16 protein-coding genes are annotated in these 21,062 nt (G+C 54.8%); 7 read left to right on the top strand and 9 right to left on the bottom strand.

Annotated elements, in window-relative coordinates:
* Positions 1–88: 88 nt before the first annotated feature.
* The 5 genes from tyrA to SIL79_RS12135 all read right to left on the bottom strand — a co-directional run bounded on the left by tyrA (position 89) and on the right by SIL79_RS12135 (position 4,865).
* On the bottom strand, positions 89–1,228 hold the full coding sequence (gene tyrA, locus SIL79_RS12155; protein WP_071477219.1) for a bifunctional chorismate mutase/prephenate dehydrogenase: 1,140 nt from the start codon (positions 1,226–1,228) through the stop codon (positions 89–91).
* 13 nt (positions 1,229–1,241) lie between these two features.
* The gene (locus SIL79_RS12150) at positions 1,242–2,333 is read right to left on the bottom strand and encodes a 3-deoxy-7-phosphoheptulonate synthase (protein WP_025887857.1); all 1,092 of its coding nucleotides are present in this window, start codon (positions 2,331–2,333) and stop codon (positions 1,242–1,244) included.
* A 1,025-nt stretch (positions 2,334–3,358) separates the two neighbouring features.
* On the bottom strand, positions 3,359–3,505 hold the full coding sequence (locus SIL79_RS12145; RefSeq protein WP_160289567.1) for a hypothetical protein: 147 nt from the start codon (positions 3,503–3,505) through the stop codon (positions 3,359–3,361).
* Between the two features lie 391 nt (positions 3,506–3,896).
* Positions 3,897–4,202 carry a DUF962 domain-containing protein gene (locus SIL79_RS12140; RefSeq protein ID WP_025887243.1) on the bottom strand — a complete coding sequence of 102 codons (306 nt, stop codon included), beginning with the start codon at positions 4,200–4,202 and terminating at the stop codon, positions 3,897–3,899.
* Between the two features lie 12 nt (positions 4,203–4,214).
* Positions 4,215–4,865 carry a GNAT family N-acetyltransferase gene (locus SIL79_RS12135; protein ID WP_039034221.1) on the bottom strand — a complete coding sequence of 217 codons (651 nt, stop codon included), beginning with the start codon at positions 4,863–4,865 and terminating at the stop codon, positions 4,215–4,217.
* A gap of 334 nt (positions 4,866–5,199) precedes the next feature.
* On the opposite strand from SIL79_RS12135, the gene SIL79_RS12130 reads away from it, so the two are divergent.
* Entirely contained in the window at positions 5,200–5,430 is a 231-nt protein-coding gene (locus SIL79_RS12130; RefSeq protein WP_071477212.1) for a DUF2789 domain-containing protein, read from the top strand.
* A gap of 16 nt (positions 5,431–5,446) precedes the next feature.
* Here SIL79_RS12130 and SIL79_RS12125 read toward each other — a convergent pair whose 3' ends face one another.
* Positions 5,447–5,818 carry a DUF3192 domain-containing protein gene (locus SIL79_RS12125; RefSeq protein WP_071477211.1) on the bottom strand — a complete coding sequence of 124 codons (372 nt, stop codon included), beginning with the start codon at positions 5,816–5,818 and terminating at the stop codon, positions 5,447–5,449.
* Between the two features lie 160 nt (positions 5,819–5,978).
* Between SIL79_RS12125 and SIL79_RS12120 the strand changes: the two genes are divergently transcribed.
* Together SIL79_RS12120 and SIL79_RS12115 are read left to right on the top strand one after the other, a co-directional pair.
* The gene (locus SIL79_RS12120; protein ID WP_071477210.1) at positions 5,979–6,317 is read left to right on the top strand and encodes a hypothetical protein; all 339 of its coding nucleotides are present in this window, start codon (positions 5,979–5,981) and stop codon (positions 6,315–6,317) included.
* Positions 6,317–7,090 carry a Zn-ribbon-containing protein gene (locus SIL79_RS12115; protein ID WP_071477209.1) on the top strand — a complete coding sequence of 258 codons (774 nt, stop codon included), beginning with the start codon at positions 6,317–6,319 and terminating at the stop codon, positions 7,088–7,090. Before SIL79_RS12120 ends, SIL79_RS12115 begins: the two co-directional genes overlap by 1 nt.
* A 58-nt stretch (positions 7,091–7,148) precedes the next feature.
* On the opposite strand, the gene syd is transcribed toward SIL79_RS12115, so the two are convergent.
* Complete coding sequence (gene syd / locus SIL79_RS12110; RefSeq protein ID WP_039034216.1) at positions 7,149–7,790, bottom strand: SecY-interacting protein; 642 nt, start codon at positions 7,788–7,790, stop codon at positions 7,149–7,151.
* Positions 7,791–7,849: 59 nt separating this feature from the next.
* Here syd and queF point away from each other — a divergent pair, with 59 nt between their 5' ends.
* Entirely contained in the window at positions 7,850–8,707 is an 858-nt protein-coding gene (gene queF, locus SIL79_RS12105; RefSeq protein ID WP_186300084.1) for an NADPH-dependent 7-cyano-7-deazaguanine reductase QueF, read from the top strand.
* 61 nt (positions 8,708–8,768) lie between these two features.
* Here queF and SIL79_RS12100 read toward each other — a convergent pair whose 3' ends face one another.
* Both SIL79_RS12100 and SIL79_RS12095 read right to left on the bottom strand, forming a co-directional pair.
* A complete protein-coding gene (locus tag SIL79_RS12100) occupies positions 8,769–9,536 on the bottom strand; it encodes a 4'-phosphopantetheinyl transferase family protein (RefSeq protein ID WP_226685018.1) in 768 nt (255 codons plus the stop codon).
* 46 nt (positions 9,537–9,582) lie between these two features.
* On the bottom strand, positions 9,583–9,867 hold the full coding sequence (locus tag SIL79_RS12095) for a hypothetical protein (protein ID WP_226685019.1): 285 nt from the start codon (positions 9,865–9,867) through the stop codon (positions 9,583–9,585).
* A 400-nt stretch (positions 9,868–10,267) separates the two neighbouring features.
* On the opposite strand from SIL79_RS12095, the gene SIL79_RS12090 reads away from it, so the two are divergent.
* The 3 genes from SIL79_RS12090 to SIL79_RS20730 are packed head-to-tail and all read left to right on the top strand — an operon-like array spanning position 10,268 to position 21,062.
* Complete coding sequence (locus SIL79_RS12090; RefSeq protein ID WP_039034214.1) at positions 10,268–11,053, top strand: helix-turn-helix domain-containing protein; 786 nt, start codon at positions 10,268–10,270, stop codon at positions 11,051–11,053.
* Positions 11,050–18,648, top strand: coding sequence for a type I polyketide synthase (locus tag SIL79_RS12085; RefSeq protein WP_226685020.1), 7,599 nt, complete (start codon positions 11,050–11,052; stop codon positions 18,646–18,648). The genes SIL79_RS12090 and SIL79_RS12085 overlap by 4 nt, the downstream gene beginning before the upstream one ends.
* Positions 18,645–21,062 (top strand): PfaB family protein, encoded by a 2,418-nt coding sequence (locus SIL79_RS20730; RefSeq protein ID WP_233962539.1) that lies wholly within the window; start codon positions 18,645–18,647, stop codon positions 21,060–21,062. Before SIL79_RS12085 ends, SIL79_RS20730 begins: the two co-directional genes overlap by 4 nt.

The raw sequence follows: 21,062 nt of genomic DNA, 5'->3' as shown, positions 1-21,062 counted from the left end.
TATCTTGCTGATACAAATGAAAAAGGAGCCTAAAAGGCTCCCTTGGATAAATCGCGTTGCACTGCCAGCGGAGTTGACCGCCTTGAGATCAGTGACTCTTCATATCATTGACCGACTGCAGCATACTGCGGCTCTCGCTGCGAAACTGTGGTGCAAAGTCACCGAACCATTCGGCCACCTCACGGAACTGGCGCACAAAGCCGTCTCTGTCACCGGCCTTGAGCATGGCCAAAGCGCCGGCATAGTTGTCCAGATAGTCGGAGATAGCACCCAGGCTCTCCTGCTGGGCGAAGATGATATCGGCGTAAAGCTCTGGGCTTTGGGCAAACAAGCGACCGACCATGGCCAGCTCCAGCCGGTAAATCGGCGAGCTGAACTGCAGCAGGCTATCGAGATCGGCCTGCTCCCGGCACAAGTTGAGGCCATAGACAAAGCTGGAGAAGTGACGCATCGCCTGCACCAGTTGCATCGCTTTATCATGTTTGCCGGCATCCGCCTCCACCAACCGCGCTCCCCAAATAGCTATCTGCTCCAGCAGCCAGGCATAGGCCTCACTCTGCCGACCATGGCATACCACGACAACCTGCTTGGCAAGGCTGCCCACATCCGGGCCAAACATGGGATGAAGCCCCACCACAGGCCCGCTGTGGGCCTCGAGCATGGCTTGCAGCGGCTCCGACTTTATCGAGGTCAGATCCGCAAGGATGCAATCCTTGGGCAAGTGCCGCAAACGGGAGCGAATAAGCTCACAGGTAATGGCAATCGGCACAGTGACCAATACCAGACCGGCACCGTCGAGGATAGCATCGGCATTATCCCAATCATCTTTATCGAGCAGATGCACTGGATAGCCGGAGAGTGTCAGCATCTGGGCAAACAGGGTACCCAACTGGCCACGGCCGCCAATGATCACCACCTTGTTGATATCCGGGTTCACCTGCTTGAAACCCACATCCTTCTCGTTGAGATAGGATTCCCGCATCAGACGCCTGAGCACATCCTCTATCAACTGCGGCGATACCCCCAGACTTTCGGCTTCTACGCGGCGCTTGGCCAACATGGCGGCCTCCCGCTGCGGTGCATAGATGGGCAGGCCGGCATTGTGTTTGACCGCGCCGACCTGGGCCACCAGATCCAGCCGCTGACGCAGCAACTTGAGTAACTCTTGGTCGACGCCGTCAATCAGTCCGCGTAACTTTTCCAGCTCTGCCGTGGTTTTCTCACTCATCTCAAATCTTCCGTCAGCCATTTGCCACCCTGAGCATATCAAAGCGAGTGGGTAAAATAGAACTCAGTTGCGCTGCCCCTTGCCTGAGCAGTTGCTCCGTATCCTGCCAATCTATGCAGGCATCTGTGACCGAAACCCCATAATCAAGCTCTGCAAGCGGCTTGTCACAGGCCTGACTACCGGCAAACAGATGGCTTTCCAACATCAAACCTATGATGGAGCGATTGCCCGCCGCTATCTGGTCAAATACATCCCGGCACACAGGCAGTTGCCGCCGATGATCTTTATTGGAGTTGCCATGACTACAGTCGATAATCAGTCTGGCATTGAGCCCGGCACCATGCAGCTGCCGTTCACACTCAGCCACCGAATCGGCGTCATAGTTGGGGCCAGCACCACCCCGCAGGATCACATGCCCATCCGGGTTACCGGCGGTTTGCAGCAAAGCCACCTGCCCTTGTTGATTGATCCCCATGAATCTGTGACTGCTGGCCGCCGACTTGAGGGCGTTAATGGCCACCCCCAGATTGCCATCCGTACCGTTTTTAAATCCTACCGGCATGGAAAGCCCGGAGGCCATCTCCCTGTGGGTTTGTGACTCTGTGGTTCTGGCGCCTATGGCTGACCAGGTCACCAGCTCGGAAATATATTGCGGACTGATGGGATCCAGCGCTTCAGTGGCAACCGGCAACTCGAGTTCGGCCAGAAACAGCATCAACTCCCGCGCCATCCGCAACCCTTTTTCAATATTGAAGGACTCATCCATATCGGGATCATTGATCATCCCTTTCCAGCCCACAGTCGTTCGGGGCTTTTCAAAATAGACCCGCATCAGGATAAAAAACTGATCCTTGAGCTCGTCATGGAGCTTTTTCAGTTTCAGGGCATATTCCTTGGCCGACTCAATATCGTGAATAGAGCAAGGGCCGGTAACGACCAACACCCGGTTGTCACGCTTGTGAACTATGTCAGAAACCGTCTTGCGAGCGCTGAGAATATAGCGATAGCCGTGATCAGAAAGTGGCAACTGCTGCTTGAGTTCTTCGGGAGTGATGAGGACTTGTTCGGCACTGATGTGCACATTCTCTATGTTACTGGACTGCATTCTGATCACCTGAAATTATTTTGTGCGGCATACCTGAACGCATCACTGTAGCGGTACACCATTACGGCATTACACTATGCCGAGACTGAAGCGGGAGATCAAGGGCGAAATCGGAAAAATTTTCATCTTTATTGCAAAGGAAACAGCAAACGGTTTCAGTTTGTGTTCTGTCTAGGTTTAAATGCCAAGCCTGGCTCACTTGTGGTAACCAACAAAATCGCCAAATCATCAAGCCATGAGGATGACAAAAAGTAAAAATCCACCTTGCTTGGAGGTTTCTTTATCCTGTGTTTGTTGTACCTTCTCGCCAAAGAGAGGCCAGATAAACAAATGCTATTCTCACAAAGCAGAGAAGTCATCGCTCTATTCAGGTTTCAAACAGTACAAAAGACAGTGTAAATGGCATGTCACTCAGCGGAAAGAACAGCAGGTAAGTGTCTGGATTATTGGTGACGATTCAATGCTGAACTTTAATCCACTTACTTCAGCCATTGCAGGTACATCTATTCGATTCCAGTTCGTCAGATCCGTGAGCTATTTTCCATATTACTCCTTTCCCACCTCAAGATGCGCTCCCTCGCCGTACAGCCAATGGCGTCCCTGACCTGGCTTAAAGAGGGCTTACAATGGCATCCTACCAACACCAACTGAACTGAAACGAGTTGGTCACTACAGACTGACGCACAAAGAAAAGGCGCGTCCTAAGACGCGCCCTATTTACTGCTGTCAGCCATCCCGCTGAGTTGTGCTCCCTGCACCTTCCATGCGTATGAATTTCTTCCTGTGGACACCTTGTCTCAGTGATGACAGCTTCCAAGCCATCTTTTCATCCCTGCTTACAACCATCCTGGTGTCTGCTCAATTCCCTTGAGCCTCCTTGTGGCCTCCTGGCACTCATCTTCCATGTTTGCCCATCCACGAGCGGTGTCGTCCATGAGTTGGGTTTTCCCTTAACCCAAAGGCTGGCATCCCTGAGCCTGTCCTCTACTTCATCCTGAACACTTTCCTTAGCAGACCTTCCTGTCTCAAATGGCCTTTCCTGGCGCGGCAATTTCCTTATTACCGGAAAAAATCTCCTGTGGATCCATCCTGGTGTCTGCTTTCCCTGCGAGCCGTTTCCTTGGCTTTAACTTCCCTGCAATGGTTTCAAGACGTCCTGTCTTGATTGTCATCCATGATTGAAATCCATTTATCAGGCTTCCTTGCAGCTCATCCTTGAATAGGCCTTTCCAAAACGTATCATCCTGACACTTGCCCTTCCTTGGCTGCCAACTTAAACTCCTTGGCGTTGCTTTCCTTGCTGCTCCCTCTTCCTTGGAAGCTCTGTCAAAGCATCCTGCCCTGACCACAACTTAAGTGTACCCAAGGACCCCTCTTTGAGATGGTCGATTTTAGAACAGGCTGGGAATGACGAATATTCAGCAGTCACTAATACAAGTCTAATCTATTGTTTATTAAAAATATTTAATTATTCGCCAGTAAGAACAGCCAATAAGGCTTATGTTTATCGCACAGCTTTGTGAGACATGTCTCACATTAGTACTGGTAAATAACCAAAAACACTCAGAAACGACGTTTGCCACTGACAAACTGGGCCAACATGACCCAGTCAGCCATCAAGCTATAGACTGGGTATTGAAAGGTCGCCGGCTTATTGTGTTCAAAACCAAAGTGACCAATCCAAGCAAAGCCATAACCCACCACAGGCAGAGCCAAAAGCCATACAAATTGTCCACTAAGCAAGCTGAATAACAGAATAAGTAATACCAGGGTCGAACCTAAATAATGCAAACCTCGGCATACGGGATCGGAATGCTGCGACAGGTAGAAAGGATAAAACTCAGCAAAACTCTTGTACTTTTGCTCCATGCTTAACTCCTGTTATTGGTAAACGTCATCATCAGTGTGACTGTGGTAAAAGAGCAATTCTCCTGTTAACAACCCTATATTGAGCTCAACCACAGGTACAAAGCCTTGCTCTCGAAACAGATGAGAATGACCATCCTCGGTCACAAAGACCCCAACTCCTTCCAGCTCCGGCTGCTCATCACACCAACCCAATACCGCCTGGACGAGCAACTTGCCATACCCCTTGTGTTGCTCGGTTAACGCTACTGCGATAAATTGAATAACGCCGTACTCTGTCGCCGGCAGGTGCTCCAGAATTGAATTTTCCTTCTGCATCAACTTCTGCGTCGCCTGCCAGCCCGTCCCCAGCAGCATTTTCAAACGCCAATGCCAATAGCGCCCTTCGCCTTGGGGAAGTGATGAGGTAACCACGCAGGCAACCCCAATCAAGCGCTCAGCGTCGAACAAACCAATAAGGGGCTGCTCCTGTTGCCAAAGTTCATTGAGCTCTTCACGAATTGCGGCCCTGAGCTTTTGTTCATATTCGGCGGCATTGGCAGCCGGCAAGGTCTGCAGAAAAAACGCATCATCGTGATAGGCGTTATAAAGAATTGATGCGGCCAAGCGTAAATCTTCTGCCGTCAGGTAAACGGCACGCAGGGAATCAGAAGTCTGAGTTTCCATTTGTTGTTGTCCTTGTCAGCCAAAAGGGCACTTTCCAATTTAACAATATTGGATCAGAGTACAACATCTTGCTTACCAACTATCACCACAGTTTCTGCCGGCAGCGTATCTATTCAAATTATAGATGGGATTAACTAAGCTCTTGACCTACAACCTTGCATCCAAGCCTTTAGGCGCTCCTGGTGCACAAGCGCCCCCTCCTCAATTTAAAGAAATGGATCTGCTGTTCAATTGATATAAGCTAAGGAAGCAATAATACTTACTTTTTTTATGAAGGCTTGTTCGCCCATCACTCATCACTTGGCAATATGCCGGGATTTCAGGAGGTCAGAATATGGATACCACCCACACAGACTTGGCCCATTTGTTTGAGCAATTGGGACTCCCCAGCGGCAGCAAGGCGATAGAAGGCTTTATCGACGCACATTCTATCCCCGAGGGAGTCAAACTGGTGGATGCACCATTCTGGAATGAAGCGCAACGCACTTTTTTAACAGAGGCTCTGGCCGAAGACGCCCAATGGTCAGATACCATAGATCATTTGGACGCCCAGCTCAGGCGTTGATTGAAATGAGTTTGAATTACAGCTGCGCGTAAGCCTTATCGCCCCAGCCTATCAGCTGTTGATCGCGAAACACCAAGGGGGTGCACTCATCCTTGGTGGTCTTGCCATCACTGTGTCTGTGGCGGGTACGATAAAAGAGCACCTGTACTTGCTGCTCATTGGAGAGAAAGGCTTCATTAAAGTCGGCCTGCCCCATGAGCTGCTGCACCTGTTGCTGATCCATCCCCAGGTTCAACTTGGCCAGTTGTTGCTGATTTTGCTGTTGTTGTAATTGCCAGGATTCCTTTTCATCCCAGTTGGCTTCGTGATCACCGACATTGACCACACAAGCACTAAGCCCTAAGCTTGCAATCCCCACTAGTGGCAGTAATAACTTATTCATTGTCATTCCTTGTTATATTTATCAAATGTTGACTTTTGTTAAGCAAATGCAGCAAACGCAATGCAACATGTGGGCCAATAAATAATTCAATAAATATCAAAAAGATAAAAACAAACGCCAGCTGCACTATGTAGCTATTGGCGAAAATGTGAGGTTTTTTACCAAGATGTCCACTCCACTGGAACAGGTCATGGCCGCAGCTGCGGCAGTAGCCCAAAGCGGCCATACTCCCTCTCTGGCATTGATTAAGGCAAGACTCGGCAATAAGTTACCAATGCCCGTGCTGGTTGAAGGACTGCTACGCTTCAAGTCCCTGCCTGAGAGTGAACGGGAAAAAATATCTCAAAGCCAACCTCAACAGGATGAAACTGCACCACAGCAAGCAGTGCCCACAGTAGAAGTTCTTCAGCAGGAAATCAGCTGGCTACGCCAGGAACAACAACAACTGAAACAAGAATTCGCGGACTTGCAACAAAGGCTCGCCAAGCTTGAGGAGCAGCAATAATGTTTGTCTGCGAACTCAGGTTTGAATGCTTTGCCAACACCACGATCAGCGCCGCAGAAAAAGCCATCAACACCCTGCTTGAAGCCTGGCGAGCCAATGGTCAGGTATTGGGGAGGGAATTTGCGGTGGCCTTTAGAGACGGGGAGTTCAGAGTCAGGCTGCTGCTGCCGGAAGAAACCAGTCTGGCCAACAGGCATAACAGTCCCTGGGCCAAACAGGCGTTGCAACAGTTAACCGAGGCCAAATTGCTGGCCCCCAAGGAAAAGTTCATAGGTCAGGATATCAATTCCGAGGTCAGCACCCTGGAGCCCCCAAGTTGGCAGCTGCTTTATACCAGCTATGTGCATATGTGCTCGCCACTGCGCAGCGGCGATAACTTGCTACCCATTCCCCTCTACCGTATTCCCGCGACCTTCAACGGCGATCACAAGCGGGTGATCCGTTGGCAAACCGAGTGGCAAGCCTGTGATGAACTGCAGATGGCCGCAGCAACCAAGGCCGAATTTGCCGCCCTCGAGGAGCTTTCCAGCCCGGACAGCGATCTGTTTCGCCGCGGCTGGGATTTGCGTGGCCGTATCGAATATTTGACCAAAATTCCTACCTATTACTACCTTTACCGGGTCGGGGGAGAGCGTAAGCAAGCCGAATTAACTCGTCCCTGCCCCCGCTGCGGCAACCCGGATTGGCGCCAACCCAGCCCGTTACTGGATCTATTTCATTTCCGCTGTGACAACTGCCGGATAGTTTCCAACCTCTCCTGGGATCATCAATAGCCTAGGTTCATCAATAACAGTGTTCATCAATCAATAGTGACTGTGGCAACCCCGACTGTCAGCGGCGGGAAAACAGGTGTTGCCACATAAGCTTCATTCGCGCCCAGAGACCGGGATGGTCGACATCCGCCATGGCCGGCTCCACTGGCTCGACCGCCGGCGCCACTCTGGGGCGCAGCATAACAAGAAACTCTTCCAGGCTGTCTGCCAGCTTCTTTGAGGGAAGCTCACCCGGGACCTCTCGCCAGACAGCACCGGTTTCATTATCCACGCAGATCATCTCATCACCTTGCCCCAATAGACCGATAAACCAGGTCGGTGGCTGTTTGAGCTTGCGTTTCATCATCAAATGCCCAATCAGATTCTGCTGCAGAAACTCAAAATCATCCTGACTCCAGGGCTGCAATAGTTCCCCTTCGCCGAAATCGGCTTCAAACAACAGATGCGCGGCAAAAAACTGTCCATAAAACTCGTCGATATCGGCATGCAGCGGCAACTCCAGCGCATGACTGACATTGGCAAAACTGCCTGGCTGTTCACGGCGAATAGTCTGCCACAGTAGTGGATCTTCGCCATCCTCCTGCAGCAAGCAGGGCGAGGCTTCTCCCCTGGCATAATATCTGGGGCCTTCCCCCAGACTCGACTGGTAACTTTGATGATAACGGCTGAGAAATTGCTCCAACGCCTGGGCACAAGACACTTATCGCACTTCCAAATTCAGGTATAATGGTGACCTATTTTGACACGGAAACCCGCTTGATGACACAGAATCACGACCCTTACCGGAACGCTGAAGCCTTATCTGGCCTGACACTGGGTCAGCAGACAGATTATCAAGAGCATTACGCCCCAGAGCTGTTGCAGGGTGTGCCCCGCAAACTCAACCGTGATGCAATCAACCTGAGTGCACCTCTGCCGTTTCAGGGGGCCGATATCTGGACCGGCTATGAGCTCTCCTGGCTCAATGCCAAGGGCAAGCCCATGGTAGCCATCGCCGAGTTCCAGCTGGATCTCAACAGTGAGCATTTAATTGAGTCCAAATCCTTCAAGCTCTATCTGAACAGTTTCAATCAAACCCGCTTTGACAGTACTGAAGCCGTCGAGCAGACCCTGACCCAAGATCTGAGCCGCTGTGCCAATGGCGAGGTAAAAGTCAGAGTGATTGAGCCCAAGCACTTCAACAGCCAGAGAGTTGTTGAGCTGCCGGGGCACTGCATTGACGATCTGGATATTGAAGTCAACGACTATGAGTTCAACCCCAAATGGCTCGAAGAAAGCACAGACGACAAGCAGATAGTCGCCGAGACCTTGAACTCCAACCTGCTTAAGTCCAACTGTTTGATCACCTCACAGCCTGATTGGGGCAGCGTGATGATCCGCTACCAGGGCCCCAAGATAGACAGGGAAAAACTGCTGCGTTATCTGATCTCTTTCCGCCAGCATAACGAGTTCCACGAACAGTGTGTGGAGCGGATATTCACCGATCTGAAGCGTTTCTGCCATTGCAGTAAATTGACCGTCTACGCCCGCTACACCCGCAGAGGTGGATTGGACATCAACCCTTTCCGCAGTGACTTTGAGCACGTGCCGGAAAGCCAACGCCTGGCTAGACAGTAATCGAACATAAAGCGGCTTTAAGGCCGCTTTTTCATTCTTGCGCGTTACCTATTTCAGAGTGCTACTGGCCAAGGTGCCACTGCAGTTGCCAGTTGATGGCTGCAGGCGCCCCTATGGTCAGGGCCAATCGATAACCCGGCTCCATATGGCCAAGCCAACTCTGCCATCGGGTGTTTTCCTTAGGCTTTAACAAAAGCCCACGGCGCATCGAAGCAATCTCGGCAGGCCGCTCGGCCGAGCATGCTTCCCCTGAACTCAAGTCGAACGCAAACCCATCAAGCGGCTGCGCCAACCCCTTGCCGGTCGCCTTGATATAAGACTCTTTCAAGGCCCAGAGGTCGAAAAACGCCTCTCGCCGCGTGGCATCATCCAGATTTCGTAACTGCTGCAGCTCAAAAGGCGCAAAATAGTGGCGCATCACAGTATCAATAGCCGTACGCATCCGTAAACGCTCTATATCGACGCCAAGCTGCAACTCAGGGGAAGGATGTTTCAGCAATGCCAACAGCAGCCAATCACCGCTGTGACTGAGGTTAAAATGCAGCTGAGTCTGTTGAAACTGCTCATCACAAAGGCGCGGCTTACCCTGGGGACCATAATCGAAACACCACTCCCGGGCTGCAAGCGGCGCTTGAGTACTCAGGGTCTTTCTCAGCAAGGCGCGGCTTGTTATTGCCCGTTGCTTAACCTCTTTATGGCTTATTCGGGCAAACTTTTCCCGCTCGGCCGGCGCTAGGCACAGCGCCAGATCTTTGAGTTTTAAAGGCTCACTGGGGCTTAAGGGATACAAAAAGAGCTGAACGGCGTTGATGGGAGGCTCCAAAACCAAGGGGGAGTAGGCTATTTTGCCCTGGCCTCCCCCTCGGTCTCAAGTGCTAATCATTCATGTTTTGCTGATTCATTTTATCGACATAGGCTCTCGCCTCTTCCCGCTCTCTGTCCCGCTGCTGGGCAGTTGTACAGCGGCGGTTGGGAATATTGCTTCCCGTAACCCTAACCCGATCGCAGCGGTATCCCTGTTCATCGAGTCTTTGTTGGCGGGCCGCGTCCTCTGGCGACAACTCGGCGGTCGTGGCACTGGTACCACTGCAACCGGCGCCGAGTACTGTAAACAAGGCCGCACTCGCCATTCCCAGTAGATTATTTTTTGTTAAATACACCTGACACTCTCCATTTCTGTTGCTGATGCCAGTTCATCCAGCTGCCCTAAAGGCAGATACCCAGGTTGTAACATAAGCTGCAATATAAGCTGCAACAGACCGCAGGGGATTAGGGATAAATAGGTATCAGATATCCATTTTTACAGCACAAAAAACCAAAACAACCAAGTTATATCAATTTAAAAACAAATCAACAACAAGTCATTCCGGACTCATTTGCGAGTAAGTGCCTTAAAACAAAAGCAGGATTTTCAGTCCCAGATGATTGTATCGAGCGGCAGGCACTGGTAATCTGCTTCACCTGTTACTGAAATAACAGCCTGACGCTCAGTATTGTGGAAGTTTGCAACCATGGCAGACAGGCGAGAAAGGAAGCCCAAGGGCCCAGTCCCAGCTGATTATGAAGCAAACTCAAACCGGAAAACGGCGTCATCGTAATGCCACCACCACCCCGGAAATGCGCCGCTTTATCCAGGAGTCGGAGCTCAATGTCAGCCAACTGGCACGGTTACTGAATATCAGTGAAGCAACCGTTCGCAAGTGGCGTAAACGCGAGTCGACCCAGGATCAATCCCATACCCCGCATCATCTGAATACTACCCTGAGCGATATTCAGGAATATGTGGTTGTCGGACTGCGTTGGCAGCTCAAGCTGCCATTGGACAGGCTGTTGCAAGTCACCCAAGAGTTTATCAATCCCCATGTTTCGCGCTCCGGGCTGGCCCGCTGTCTGAAACGCCACGGCGCGTCCCGGCTCGACAATATTGATGCTGCGCACTCGCTGCCGCCGAAACACTTCAATAAGCTGCCGGTCTACAGCGGCAGCAAGATGCAAACCTACACCCTCAACAGCCAAACGCTCGCCGATGCGTTGATGCTGCCCAGTACCGATGAACACACTGTGGTTCAGGTCGAAGCCATGAGTATTCCCATTGGCCAACAGACCCATTCGGTACTCATAGGGATGGATCCCGTCAGCGGCTGGGTCTATGTCGACATCTATCAGGATGACGACACCCACGCCGCCGACCGCTACATAGCCTACGTCCTCAAGCGTGCCCCGTTTGCACTGCGCCGCTTGCTGGTACGCAACTATCATATTTTCCAATCCAGGTTTCCCGCTGCCGCCAAGGCAGGGCGCAAACCCAGGCCGCAACTTGCAGCCACCAATGGAGATGCTCAATGAGCCAAGCACAAGCCTCTCAGATAGACAAACGCCTCAACAAAAGGCTGAAAGACACGCCGATTGCCATAGTCGGCATGGCGAGCCTGTTTGCCGGCAGCCGTTATCTGAACCAGTTTTGGGATCTGATCTGCGACAAGATAGATGCCATCACCCAAGTGCCCGCCGACCGCTGGCAAGTGGCAGACTATTTTGACCCCGACAAGAAAGCCGCCGACAAGAGTTACTGCAAGCGCGGCGGCTTTATCCCGGAAGTGGATTTCAACCCCATGGAGTTTGGTCTGCCGCCTAATATCCTCGAACTGACCGACACCTCGCAGCTGCTGTCGCTGGTGGTAGCCAAAGAGGTGTTGGAGGATGCAGGTATTCATGAAGGCTCGGACTATGATCGCGACCGCATCGGCATCACCTTGGGGATTGGCGGTGGCCAGAAGATCAGCCAAAGCCTCAATGCCAGGCTGCAATACCCTGTGCTGAAAAAGGTGTTCCGCGAGAGTGGCGTCAGTGAGCAGGACAGCGAAATGCTGATCCGCAAGTTTCAGGACCAATATATTCACTGGGAGGAAAACTCCTTCCCTGGGTCGCTCGGCAATGTTATCGCCGGTCGGATTGCCAACCGTTTCGATCTCGGCGGCATGAACTGTGTGGTCGACGCTGCCTGTGCCGGCTCGCTGGCAGCAATGCGAATGGCACTCACCGAGCTGACCGAAGGCCGCAGCGATATGATGCTCACCGGAGGCGTCTGCACCGACAACTCCGCCTATATGTACATGAGCTTCTCCAAGACCCCGGCCTTTACCAGCGACGAGCAGATAAAGCCGTTCGACGCCGACTCCCGCGGCATGATGATAGGCGAAGGCATAGGCATGGTGGCGCTGAAACGCCTGGAGGATGCCGAGCGCGACGGTGACCGCATCTATGCGGTGATCAAGGGGGTTGGCGCCTCCAGCGACGGTAAGTTCAAGAGCATTTACGCGCCGCGCCCCGAAGGCCAGGCCAAGGCGCTGCAGCGGGCCTATGATGATGCCGGGTTCCCGCCCCATACTCTGGGCCTGATGGAAGCCCACGGCACAGGTACTGCCGCCGGTGATGTGGCCGAATTCAGCGGCCTCAACGCCGTAATGAGCCAGGATAATCCTGAGCTGCAGCACATTGCGCTGGGTTCAATCAAGTCCCAGGTGGGCCATACCAAGTCGACCGCCGGCACCGCCGGGGTGATCAAGGCGGCATTGGCGCTGCATCACAAGGTGTTGCCGCCCACCATCAATGTGAAGCAGCCCAACCCCAAGATGGCAGTGGAGCAATCGCCCTTCTATCTCAACACTCAAACCCGCCCCTGGATGCCAAGAACCGACGGTACGCCAAGGCGCGCCGCCGTCAGCTCCTTTGGCTTTGGTGGCACCAACTTCCACCTGGTATTGGAAGAGCACAGCCCCGAATTACCCAAGCAACCCGCTCGCCTGAGACGCACGCCTTTGCCGCTGCTTTTCTGCGCGCCGGACAAACCGGCGCTGGAGCAAGAGATAACCACTCTGCTCAAGACGCTGAACTCAGGTGCCCATGGCGACCTTGAAACCCTGTGCGCGCCCTATCGCCTCGGCAGCCAGACACAGGTACAAGGCCCAAGGCTGGGACTGCTTGCCTGCGACACCATAGAGCTGCAGCATAAGTTGCAACTGGCCTTGAGCAAACTGCAAAGCACGGCTGAAGAACAGCCGCAAACCCGTTGGCAACATCAGGGAGTCGAGTACCGCAGTGGGCCTTTGACTGAGGCCAAGACCGCCGCCCTGTTTGCCGGTCAAGGCAGTCAATATCTACAGATGGGCTCTGGGCTAACCCAGCTCTATCCCGAGCTTCGCGCCGAATTTGCCGCCGCCGACCGTGAGTTTTCCCGCCAGGGCGTAGCCGACAAGTACGGCATGGGCCCCTTGTCGGCGCGGGTGTTCCCGATAGCCAAATTCTCGCCCCAGGCCAGCAAAGAGGATGAACTGGCACTGGCCAATACCCGCTTTGCCCAAAGCGCCATTGGCGCCCTCGGCATGGGACAGTTCACTCTGCTTTGCCAGGCCGGATTCCAGGCGGATATGCTGGCCGGTCACAGCTTTGGTGAGCTGTCGGCACTGCGCGCCGCTGGTGCCTTGAGCCGTGAGAGCTATTACGCGCTGGCCTTCGCCCGAGGCGATGCCATGGCCAGTGTCCCCGAAGATAAAGATCCGGGCGCCATGAGCGCCGTTATCCTGCCTTCAGCCGCTGAGCGGAATACTCTCGAGCAACTGCTGCAGACTGAACCCGAGGTGCAGATAGCCAATATCAACAGCCCGGTTCAGCTTGTGATTGCCGGCGCGAGTGAAGCGGTAGCCCGGCTCAACCTCAAGCTGAACGAGGCAGGTTTGCGCGCCATAGCGCTGCCGGTATCCGGTGCCTTCCACACTCCGCTGGTGGCCCATGCGCAGCAACCCTTTGCCGAGGCGATTGCCCGCCAGGGCTTGAGCGATGCGAAAACGCCTCTGTATGTCAATGCCACAGGTGACAAGCTGGCACAGGATGCCGAAAGCCTCAGAGCCAACCTGGAGCAGCATATGCTCAAGCAGGTGCGCTTCAGTGAGCAGATAGAGAGCATGTACCGGGACGGCGCCAGAATATTTGTCGAGTTTGGCCCGAAAAACACCCTGGCCAGGTTGGCGCAAGCCACCTTGGGCGATCGCGCCGCCGAATGCCTGTTCCTCTCGCTGGACAGCCCAAGCTGTATCGATTCACTGGCCGCCGACACTGAGCTGAAGCAAGCCCTTATCAGCCTGGCATTGGCGGGCCTGCCTCTGACAGATCCCGATGCCTATCGCGCCGTACAAACCCAGGCCAAACACAAAGCCTCACCGATGACTATCAAGCTCGGTGCCAGTAACTATATCAGCCCGGCGACCGCCCAGAAGATGGCGGCCTCACTCAAAGAGGGCCGGATCAGTCAACAGACAAAAATAGTCGAGAAAGTCGTGGAAAAAATCGTCGAGATCCCAGTTGCGGCCGCAAGCCAAAACCCGAGTCAACCGAGCCAAGCTACAGCGCCACAAGCTGCAAACGGCCTCCCAGCAAACAGCGGCAGCGGATTACAGCAGTTTTTCAGCGCCCAGCAACAGTTGGCCGAGCTGCATCAGCAGTTTCTGAATATCCCGCTGCAATATGGCAACAGTGTGCAGCAACTGCTCGCCGAGCAAGTAAAACTGGCGACGGCCGGCAAAGCGATTCCTGACAGCCTCAATCAGACCCTGGCCATGTTCCACCAGCACCAGGCCGAGACTTTGAAGATCCACAACGACTTTATTCAGTCGCAAAATCTCGGCGCCCAGCAGTTGTTGCAACAACTTCAGGGCGGTGCTGTGTTACCAAATTCTGTGTTGACCAATGCTGTATTGCCCAATATAGAGCAGGCCCAAGCAGTACCAGTGTCTGTGTCTGTGCCCGTCCAGGCCGCAGCGCCTTTAACTCACGCCGCAGCGCCAGTAAAAGCAGCAAGCACGCCACAGCAACCAAGCCAGGTGCTACAGAGCCGGCCTCAAGCTCCAGCCCCAGCAGTAGCCGTAACCACTGCCAAGCCAAGCACAGGTGTCGAAGAGCTGATGCTGCAAGTGGTGGCAGATAAGACAGGCTACCCCACGGAAATGCTCGAGCTGGGGATGGATATGGAAGCCGATCTCGGTATCGACTCCATCAAGCGGGTGGAAATTCTCGGCACAGTGCAGGATGCCTTGCCTGAGCTGCCACAATTGGATGCCGCCACCTTGAGTGAATGCCGCACCCTGGGACAGATCGTCGATTATCTGCAGCAAAGCGCCGGTGTGGATTCCAGTGTGCAACCCGAGCCAATTCAGCCGAGCCCAGCCCTGTCAAACACGGCTCAATCAAACACAGCTAGTGATGTGACGGCACTGATGCTGCAGGTGGTGGCCGACAAGACAGGCTACCCGGCCGAAATGCTCGAGCTGGGGATGGATATGGAGGCCGATCTCGGTATCGACTCCATCAAGCGGGTGGAAATTCTCGGCACAATGCAGGATGCCTTGCCTGAGCTGCCACAATTGGATGCCGCCACCTTGAGTGAATGCCGCACTCTGGGACAGATCGTCGATTATCTGCAGCAAAGCGCCGGTGTGGATTCCAGTGTGCAACCCGAGCCAATTCAGCCGAGCCCAGCCCTGTCAAACACGGCTCAATCAAACACAGCTAGTGATGTGACGGCACTGATGCTGCAGGTGGTGGCCGACAAGACCGGCTACCCGACCGAAATGCTCGAGCTGGGGATGGATATGGAAGCCGATCTTGGTATCGATTCCATCAAACGGGTGGAGATCTTGGGCACAGTACAAGATGAATTGCCTGAGCTGCCGCCGCTGGACGCCGCCACCTTGAGTGAATGCCGCACCCTGGGGCAAATTGTCGACTATCTGCAGCAAAGCGCCGGAGTGAATTCAAGCGTTCAGCCAAGCCCGATTCAATCAAACACGGCTAGCGATGTCACGGCACTGATGCTGCAAGTGGTGGCCGACAAGACCGGCTACCCTGCCGAAATGCTCGAGCTGGGGATGGATATGGAGGCCGATCTCGGTATCGATTCCATCAAACGGGTGGAGATTCTCGGCACAGTGCAGGACCAATTGCCTGAGCTGCCGCCTCTGGATGCCGCCACCTTAAGCGAATGCCGCACCCTGGGGCAGATAGTCGATTATCTGCAGCAAAGCGCCGGAGTGGATTCAAGCGCGCAGCCTGAGCCAGTTTCAAATCAGAGTGATATCACGGCAATCATGCTGCAGGTAGTGGCGGACAAGACCGGCTACCCGGCCGAAATGCTCGAACTGGGGATGGATATGGAGGCCGATCTCGGTATCGATTCCATCAAGCGGGTGGAAATTCTCGGTACAGTGCAAGACCAATTGCCAGAGCTGCCACAGCTGGACGCCGCAAGCTTAAGCGAATGCCGCACCCTGGGGCAGATCATAGATTGTTTTGCCGGTTCAAACGCTAAGCATGCAGCCGAGCCGCTAACCCAAACCGATGAGACGCCAAACACTCAGCCGAGTGTGGCCTTGCCGCCCCATGCGGGAGTCAGCCTAAAAAAGCTGCCGGCGGCAGATAGATTCTCAGGCGCAAGCGCCGAGGCTCTGTTTGCCGCGAACAGCTGTGCGCTGCTGCTCGATGACGGCCACAACGCCGGTGTCCTGGCCAAGAAACTGACAGACAGTGGCATCAGTGTCACTCTGGTGCGCCCGGCGGCAACCGATTCGCAATCGGCGCTGGACAGCAAGCTGCCAATCCTGACTCTGGCCAGCAATGATGATGCCGGAGTCGAGGCGCTCATCGCCGGGCTCGAACAGCAAGTGGCCATCTATATCCATCTGCAGCCACAACTGCCGCGGGAACAACTCGAGGAGTTGATGCCGCTCAACATCACAGCCAAGACTCAAGTACAACTGAGCTTCCTGTTCGCCAAGCATTTGAGCCCAGCCTGGCAAACGCCGACAAAAGGCCGCCGCGCCTTTATCACTGTGGCGCGTATGGATGGTCAGCTGGGTTTCAGCGGTCAGCCCTGTGAATTGAATCAGAGCGCCCTGTTTGGCTTAACCAAGACCCTGGCGCAGGAATGGCCTCAGGTGCATTGCCGCGCGTTGGATCTTGCTCCTGAGCTTGATGCCTCGGCGCTGGCCTCGCAAGTCATGGATGCGCTCTACAGCCCGAGTCAGGATCCGTTGGAGTGGGGCAAAAGCGCCGCCGGCAGAGTGACCCTGGTAGCGACTTCGGCCGATGACCAGAATGCTGCCGATACAAGCCTGGCGCCATGCAGACTCGATAGTTCAGATAAAATACTGGTGACCGGGGGCGCAAAAGGCGTCACCCTGGACTGTGCCCTGGCGCTGGCCCGCCAAAGTGGCAGTCACTTTATTCTCGCCGGTCGCAGCAAGGCCTTGGCATTGGAAGCCTTTCCCGATTGGGCCCAAGGGCTTGAGAGCGGTCAGCTAAAAGCAGCCGCAATCACCGCGCTATTGGCCAAGGGGCAAAAGCCCTCGCCCAAGGAAGTGGAAGCCCTGATAAAACCTCTGGTCAACGCGCTTGAGATTCACGCAGCGCTCAAGCGCTTTGAGGCCATAGGTGCCAGCGCCGAATACCTGAGTCTGGATGTCAGTAACCCGGATGCGGTCGCGTCCACACTGGCGCCCATTCAAGCATTGGCGCCTATCAGCGGGCTTATTCACGGCGCCGGAGTGTTGGCCGATAAACACATCGCCGACAAGACCCTCGCCGAACTCGAATTGGTTACAGGCACTAAAGTTGGCGGCCTCTCCGCCTTGCTCAGTACCTTGGCGCCAAACAAAAAGGCCGCCGAGCACTTAAAACTGTTGGCGCTGTTTTCCTCCGCCGCCGGTTTCTACGGCAACACAGGCCAGAGCGACTACGCCATGGCCAATGAAATCCTCAATAAAACCGCTCATCGGCTGCATCATGAGTTGCCAACCACCCGAGTGATCAGTTTCAACTGGGGCCCCTGGGATGGCGGCATGGTCAATGCGGCGCTGAAGCAGATGTTTGAGTCCCGCGGCGTCTATGTGATCCCAAGAGAAGCCGGTGCCAAGCTGTTTGCCGAGGCGATTCTGGCCCGCTCGGAGCCGCAGCTGTTGATTGGCTCCAGTATGCAAGGCCCGGGGGGCAAACAAGGCCTGAACCACACAGATGTGCCAGAGGCCCAAGCTAGCTCGCAAACCCTGAGTCGCAGCATCAAGCGCCAGGAGCTGGCGCTGCTGAAAGATCACTGCATAGGCGGCAATCCGGTATGGCCGACTGTCTGCGCGCTCCAGTGGATGCTGCAAAGTGCCCAGAGCCTCTTTGGCGGCGATTGGCGCGCCGTGGACTATAAGCTGCTCAAAGGCGTGGTGTTTGACAGTGATGAAAAGCGATTGCAGCTCAGCCTGACGCTGGGAACCGACGGCGAGCTGCAGGCGAGCATCAGCTGTGATGAGCGGCCTCAGTATCAGGCGACCCTGCTGCCGTTAATGCAGCAACCGTTAATGCAGCAGCCCGCCAGTCAGCCACTGGCACATGTTTCTATGCCCGAAACAGGTGAAAGTGGGCCCGAGATAGGCGAAGGTGAGCTCCAAGTGCGTCAAGGCAGTGAGCTTTATCACAACGGCGCCCTGTTCCATGGCCCGCAGCTGCAGGCCATTACTGAGGTGCTGCAGTTTGACGACCAAGGGCTTAGCTGCCGATACCGGCTACCGGATGCCGCATCGAGCGAAGATCGCGCCCTGATCCAGCAAGACGCACTGCTGCAGGCCATGTTGGTCTGGGCCCGGATCAAATACGATGCCGCCAGCCTGCCCTCTTCCCTGGCGGCGCTCTGGCAAAACGCCCTGCTACCTGAAAATGACACCGGCCTTATTCGCCTGCAGGTGACCAAGCACTCCAGCCGTCAGCTCAGCGCCGATCTGGCCCTGTTCAACGCCGAGGGCCAACTGCAAACCGGGCTGGAAAATGCCAAGGTCACCATTAGCAAGGGGCTCAATGCCGCCTTTGAACCGGCCAAGGCCGCCACAGGTAATAGAGAAAGGCCTTGAGCAAAGCGATAGGCCCTATGCCTCACATTGAAGTAAAGCCAGCTGAGTCCGCGGCCGAAAAGCCGCTGCGGCTGGCACTGTGCCTGGTCGAAGAGGAGCAAAGCCTGGCGCCCAAGCTTAGGGCTGCCTTGCGCACTATCGCGTTTGATAGCAATCAGGTTCCCGACTGGCCTTGGCTGGTGGCCGAGGTCAAGGCCGGGGCAAGCCTGAGCCTGGTGCTGCCATCAAAGCAGCGGCTATTGCTGCTAAGCGCAGTCGATGCGGCGCAGGCAAGACTGCATCCCCAAGCCTTGCTGCAGGCCTTAAGCCATGGCGCTCACAAGCCGCAGCAGCTTCTTAAGCAGGCCTGGCAGCAGGCAAAACGCCCGGAGATAGAAGAAAGGGACACTCTGTTTCTGGAGCAATCGCTGGAACTTGAGCCGTTATGCCTGCAACTGGAGGCATTTGCCAAGCGGCGCCTGGCGCAGAAAATGGCGGGGTTGCCTTTTCAAGGCAAGTCTCTGGCGCTGGCCAGTAACTCCCAGGCTATGGCGCTGATCCTCAGCCAAGGCACAGCCTTGAGCGGCTCTTATGATAAAACAGCCTTGAGCGGTTCTTGCGATAAAACAGCCTTGAGCGGTTCTTGCGATAAAACAGCCTTGAGCGGTTCTTGTGATAAAACAGCCCTGAGCGGTTCTTGTGATAAAACAGCCTTGAGCGGTTCTTGTGATAAAACAGCCTTGAGCGGTTCTTGTGATAAAACAGCCTTGAGCGGTTCTTGTGATGAAACAGCCTTGAGCGGCTCTTGCAAAGAAACAGCCTTGAGCAGTTCTGGCGATAAAAAAGCCTTGGGCGGCTCTTGCCTGAACAGCTCTTGTGTGAGCGGCTTGGCTTCTGGAAAAAAATTAACCTCAAGCCTTTGCCCCCAAGGAGCGCCCTGGCTTTTACCGCTGACCTTGATTGCCAGCCCAAAGACTCTGCTCAGTGAGGCGCAAACTGCGCTGCAGCAGGCCCAAAGTCGCCTGAGCCAATCGATGAGCACTCATGCTCTGGCGCGCTGGCTGACGGATGAATTAAAAACCCTGGAGCAGAGCTTTTCAGGCACAGCGTCCGAGGGCGGCGAATACTATTCGCTGGTGCTTATTGGCCGAGATGCCACCGAGCTTATTGCCGAGAGCGAATTGCTCATGGGTCAGCTTCAAAAAATAACGTCTTTGGCCGAACTGCCGGAGCTTGAGCTTATTACGCCAAATGGCAGCGTTTTTTGCGCCAAGCCACTGGGCCCTGCTCGCCTCTGCTTTGTCTACCCGGGTGTCGGCACGGCTTACCATGGCATGCTCGGCGCCTTAAAACAGGCCTTTCCCAACAGTTATGCCGATTTTGAGGCCGCGGCAACAGCCGAAAATGTCGCCCTATCCACCCTGCTGCCAACAGCCTTGAGCGATGCTTCCAAAGAAACAACCTTGAGCGATAAAGCAGAGGCCGCACCCAGTCCGGCGCCAACAATGACACTCGCCGAGCAGGCCGTTGCCGGGGTCGGTGCCAGTGTGCTGCTGACGCAGATACTGCGGCGGGAGCTCAAGCTCGGCCCAGCCTTTGCCATCGGCTACTCCATGGGCGAAGCGGCCATGTTTGCCGCCAATGGCGTCTGGGACAAGCCTTTTGCTTTGGTTAAACCTACGCTGGAAAGCCGGATTTTCTCGGAGCAGATCTCGGGCGCGCTCACAGCCGTGCGCCAGGAGTGGCAACTCGATGCCAGAGATGCCATCTACTGGAACAGTTTTCTGCTGCGCATTGATGCAGACAGCATCACGCCATTATTGCAAAACCCGGCTTACTCACGGGTCTACCTCGCCATACGTCAGGGGCCAAGCTGCGTGCTGGCCGGGGATGAGGCTCAGTGCCGGGCACTGATAAAGGCCCTTGGCAAACGCGGCGTTGCCGCCAACCGGGTCACCGCCATGCACACACCTGCTGCCCTGCGTGTAAAGCCCGAATTGACCGCTTTTTATGACAGACCACTCTCGGGTGAGCTTGAACAGCCGCAGCCCGTCTATATCAGCGCCGGCAGCGAGCAGCCGCTCAAACCTGCCAGGCTTGAGCGCCAGCAGATAGCCGAGACCATAGCGACTTGTTTCAGCCAGCCACTCAATCTGGAGTCGCTGCTGCAACGGGCCCGAAAACATGGCGCGCAGCTGTTTCTGGAGGTCGGCGCCGACAGCCAAACCAGCAGCATTATCCAGGCGATGGCCGGAAAACAGCTCTCCAGCGAGATCAAGGCCTTTGGCTGCGATCGCAAGCATAGCGGCGCCGCCGACAACAAAGCATTACTCAAGGCCCTGGCTCGACTCATCAGCCACAGGGTCCCACTGGCCACAGCGGCGCTGTATCCACAGCTTGCCCGGCCCGATAAACTTAGTGACGTGAGAAAGTGA

It is taken from the genome of Shewanella indica (genome assembly GCF_033842865.1).
GTDB classification, from domain to species: Bacteria; Pseudomonadota; Gammaproteobacteria; order Enterobacterales; family Shewanellaceae; genus Shewanella; species Shewanella indica.
This window is presented reverse-complemented; position numbering and strand designations above follow the sequence as displayed.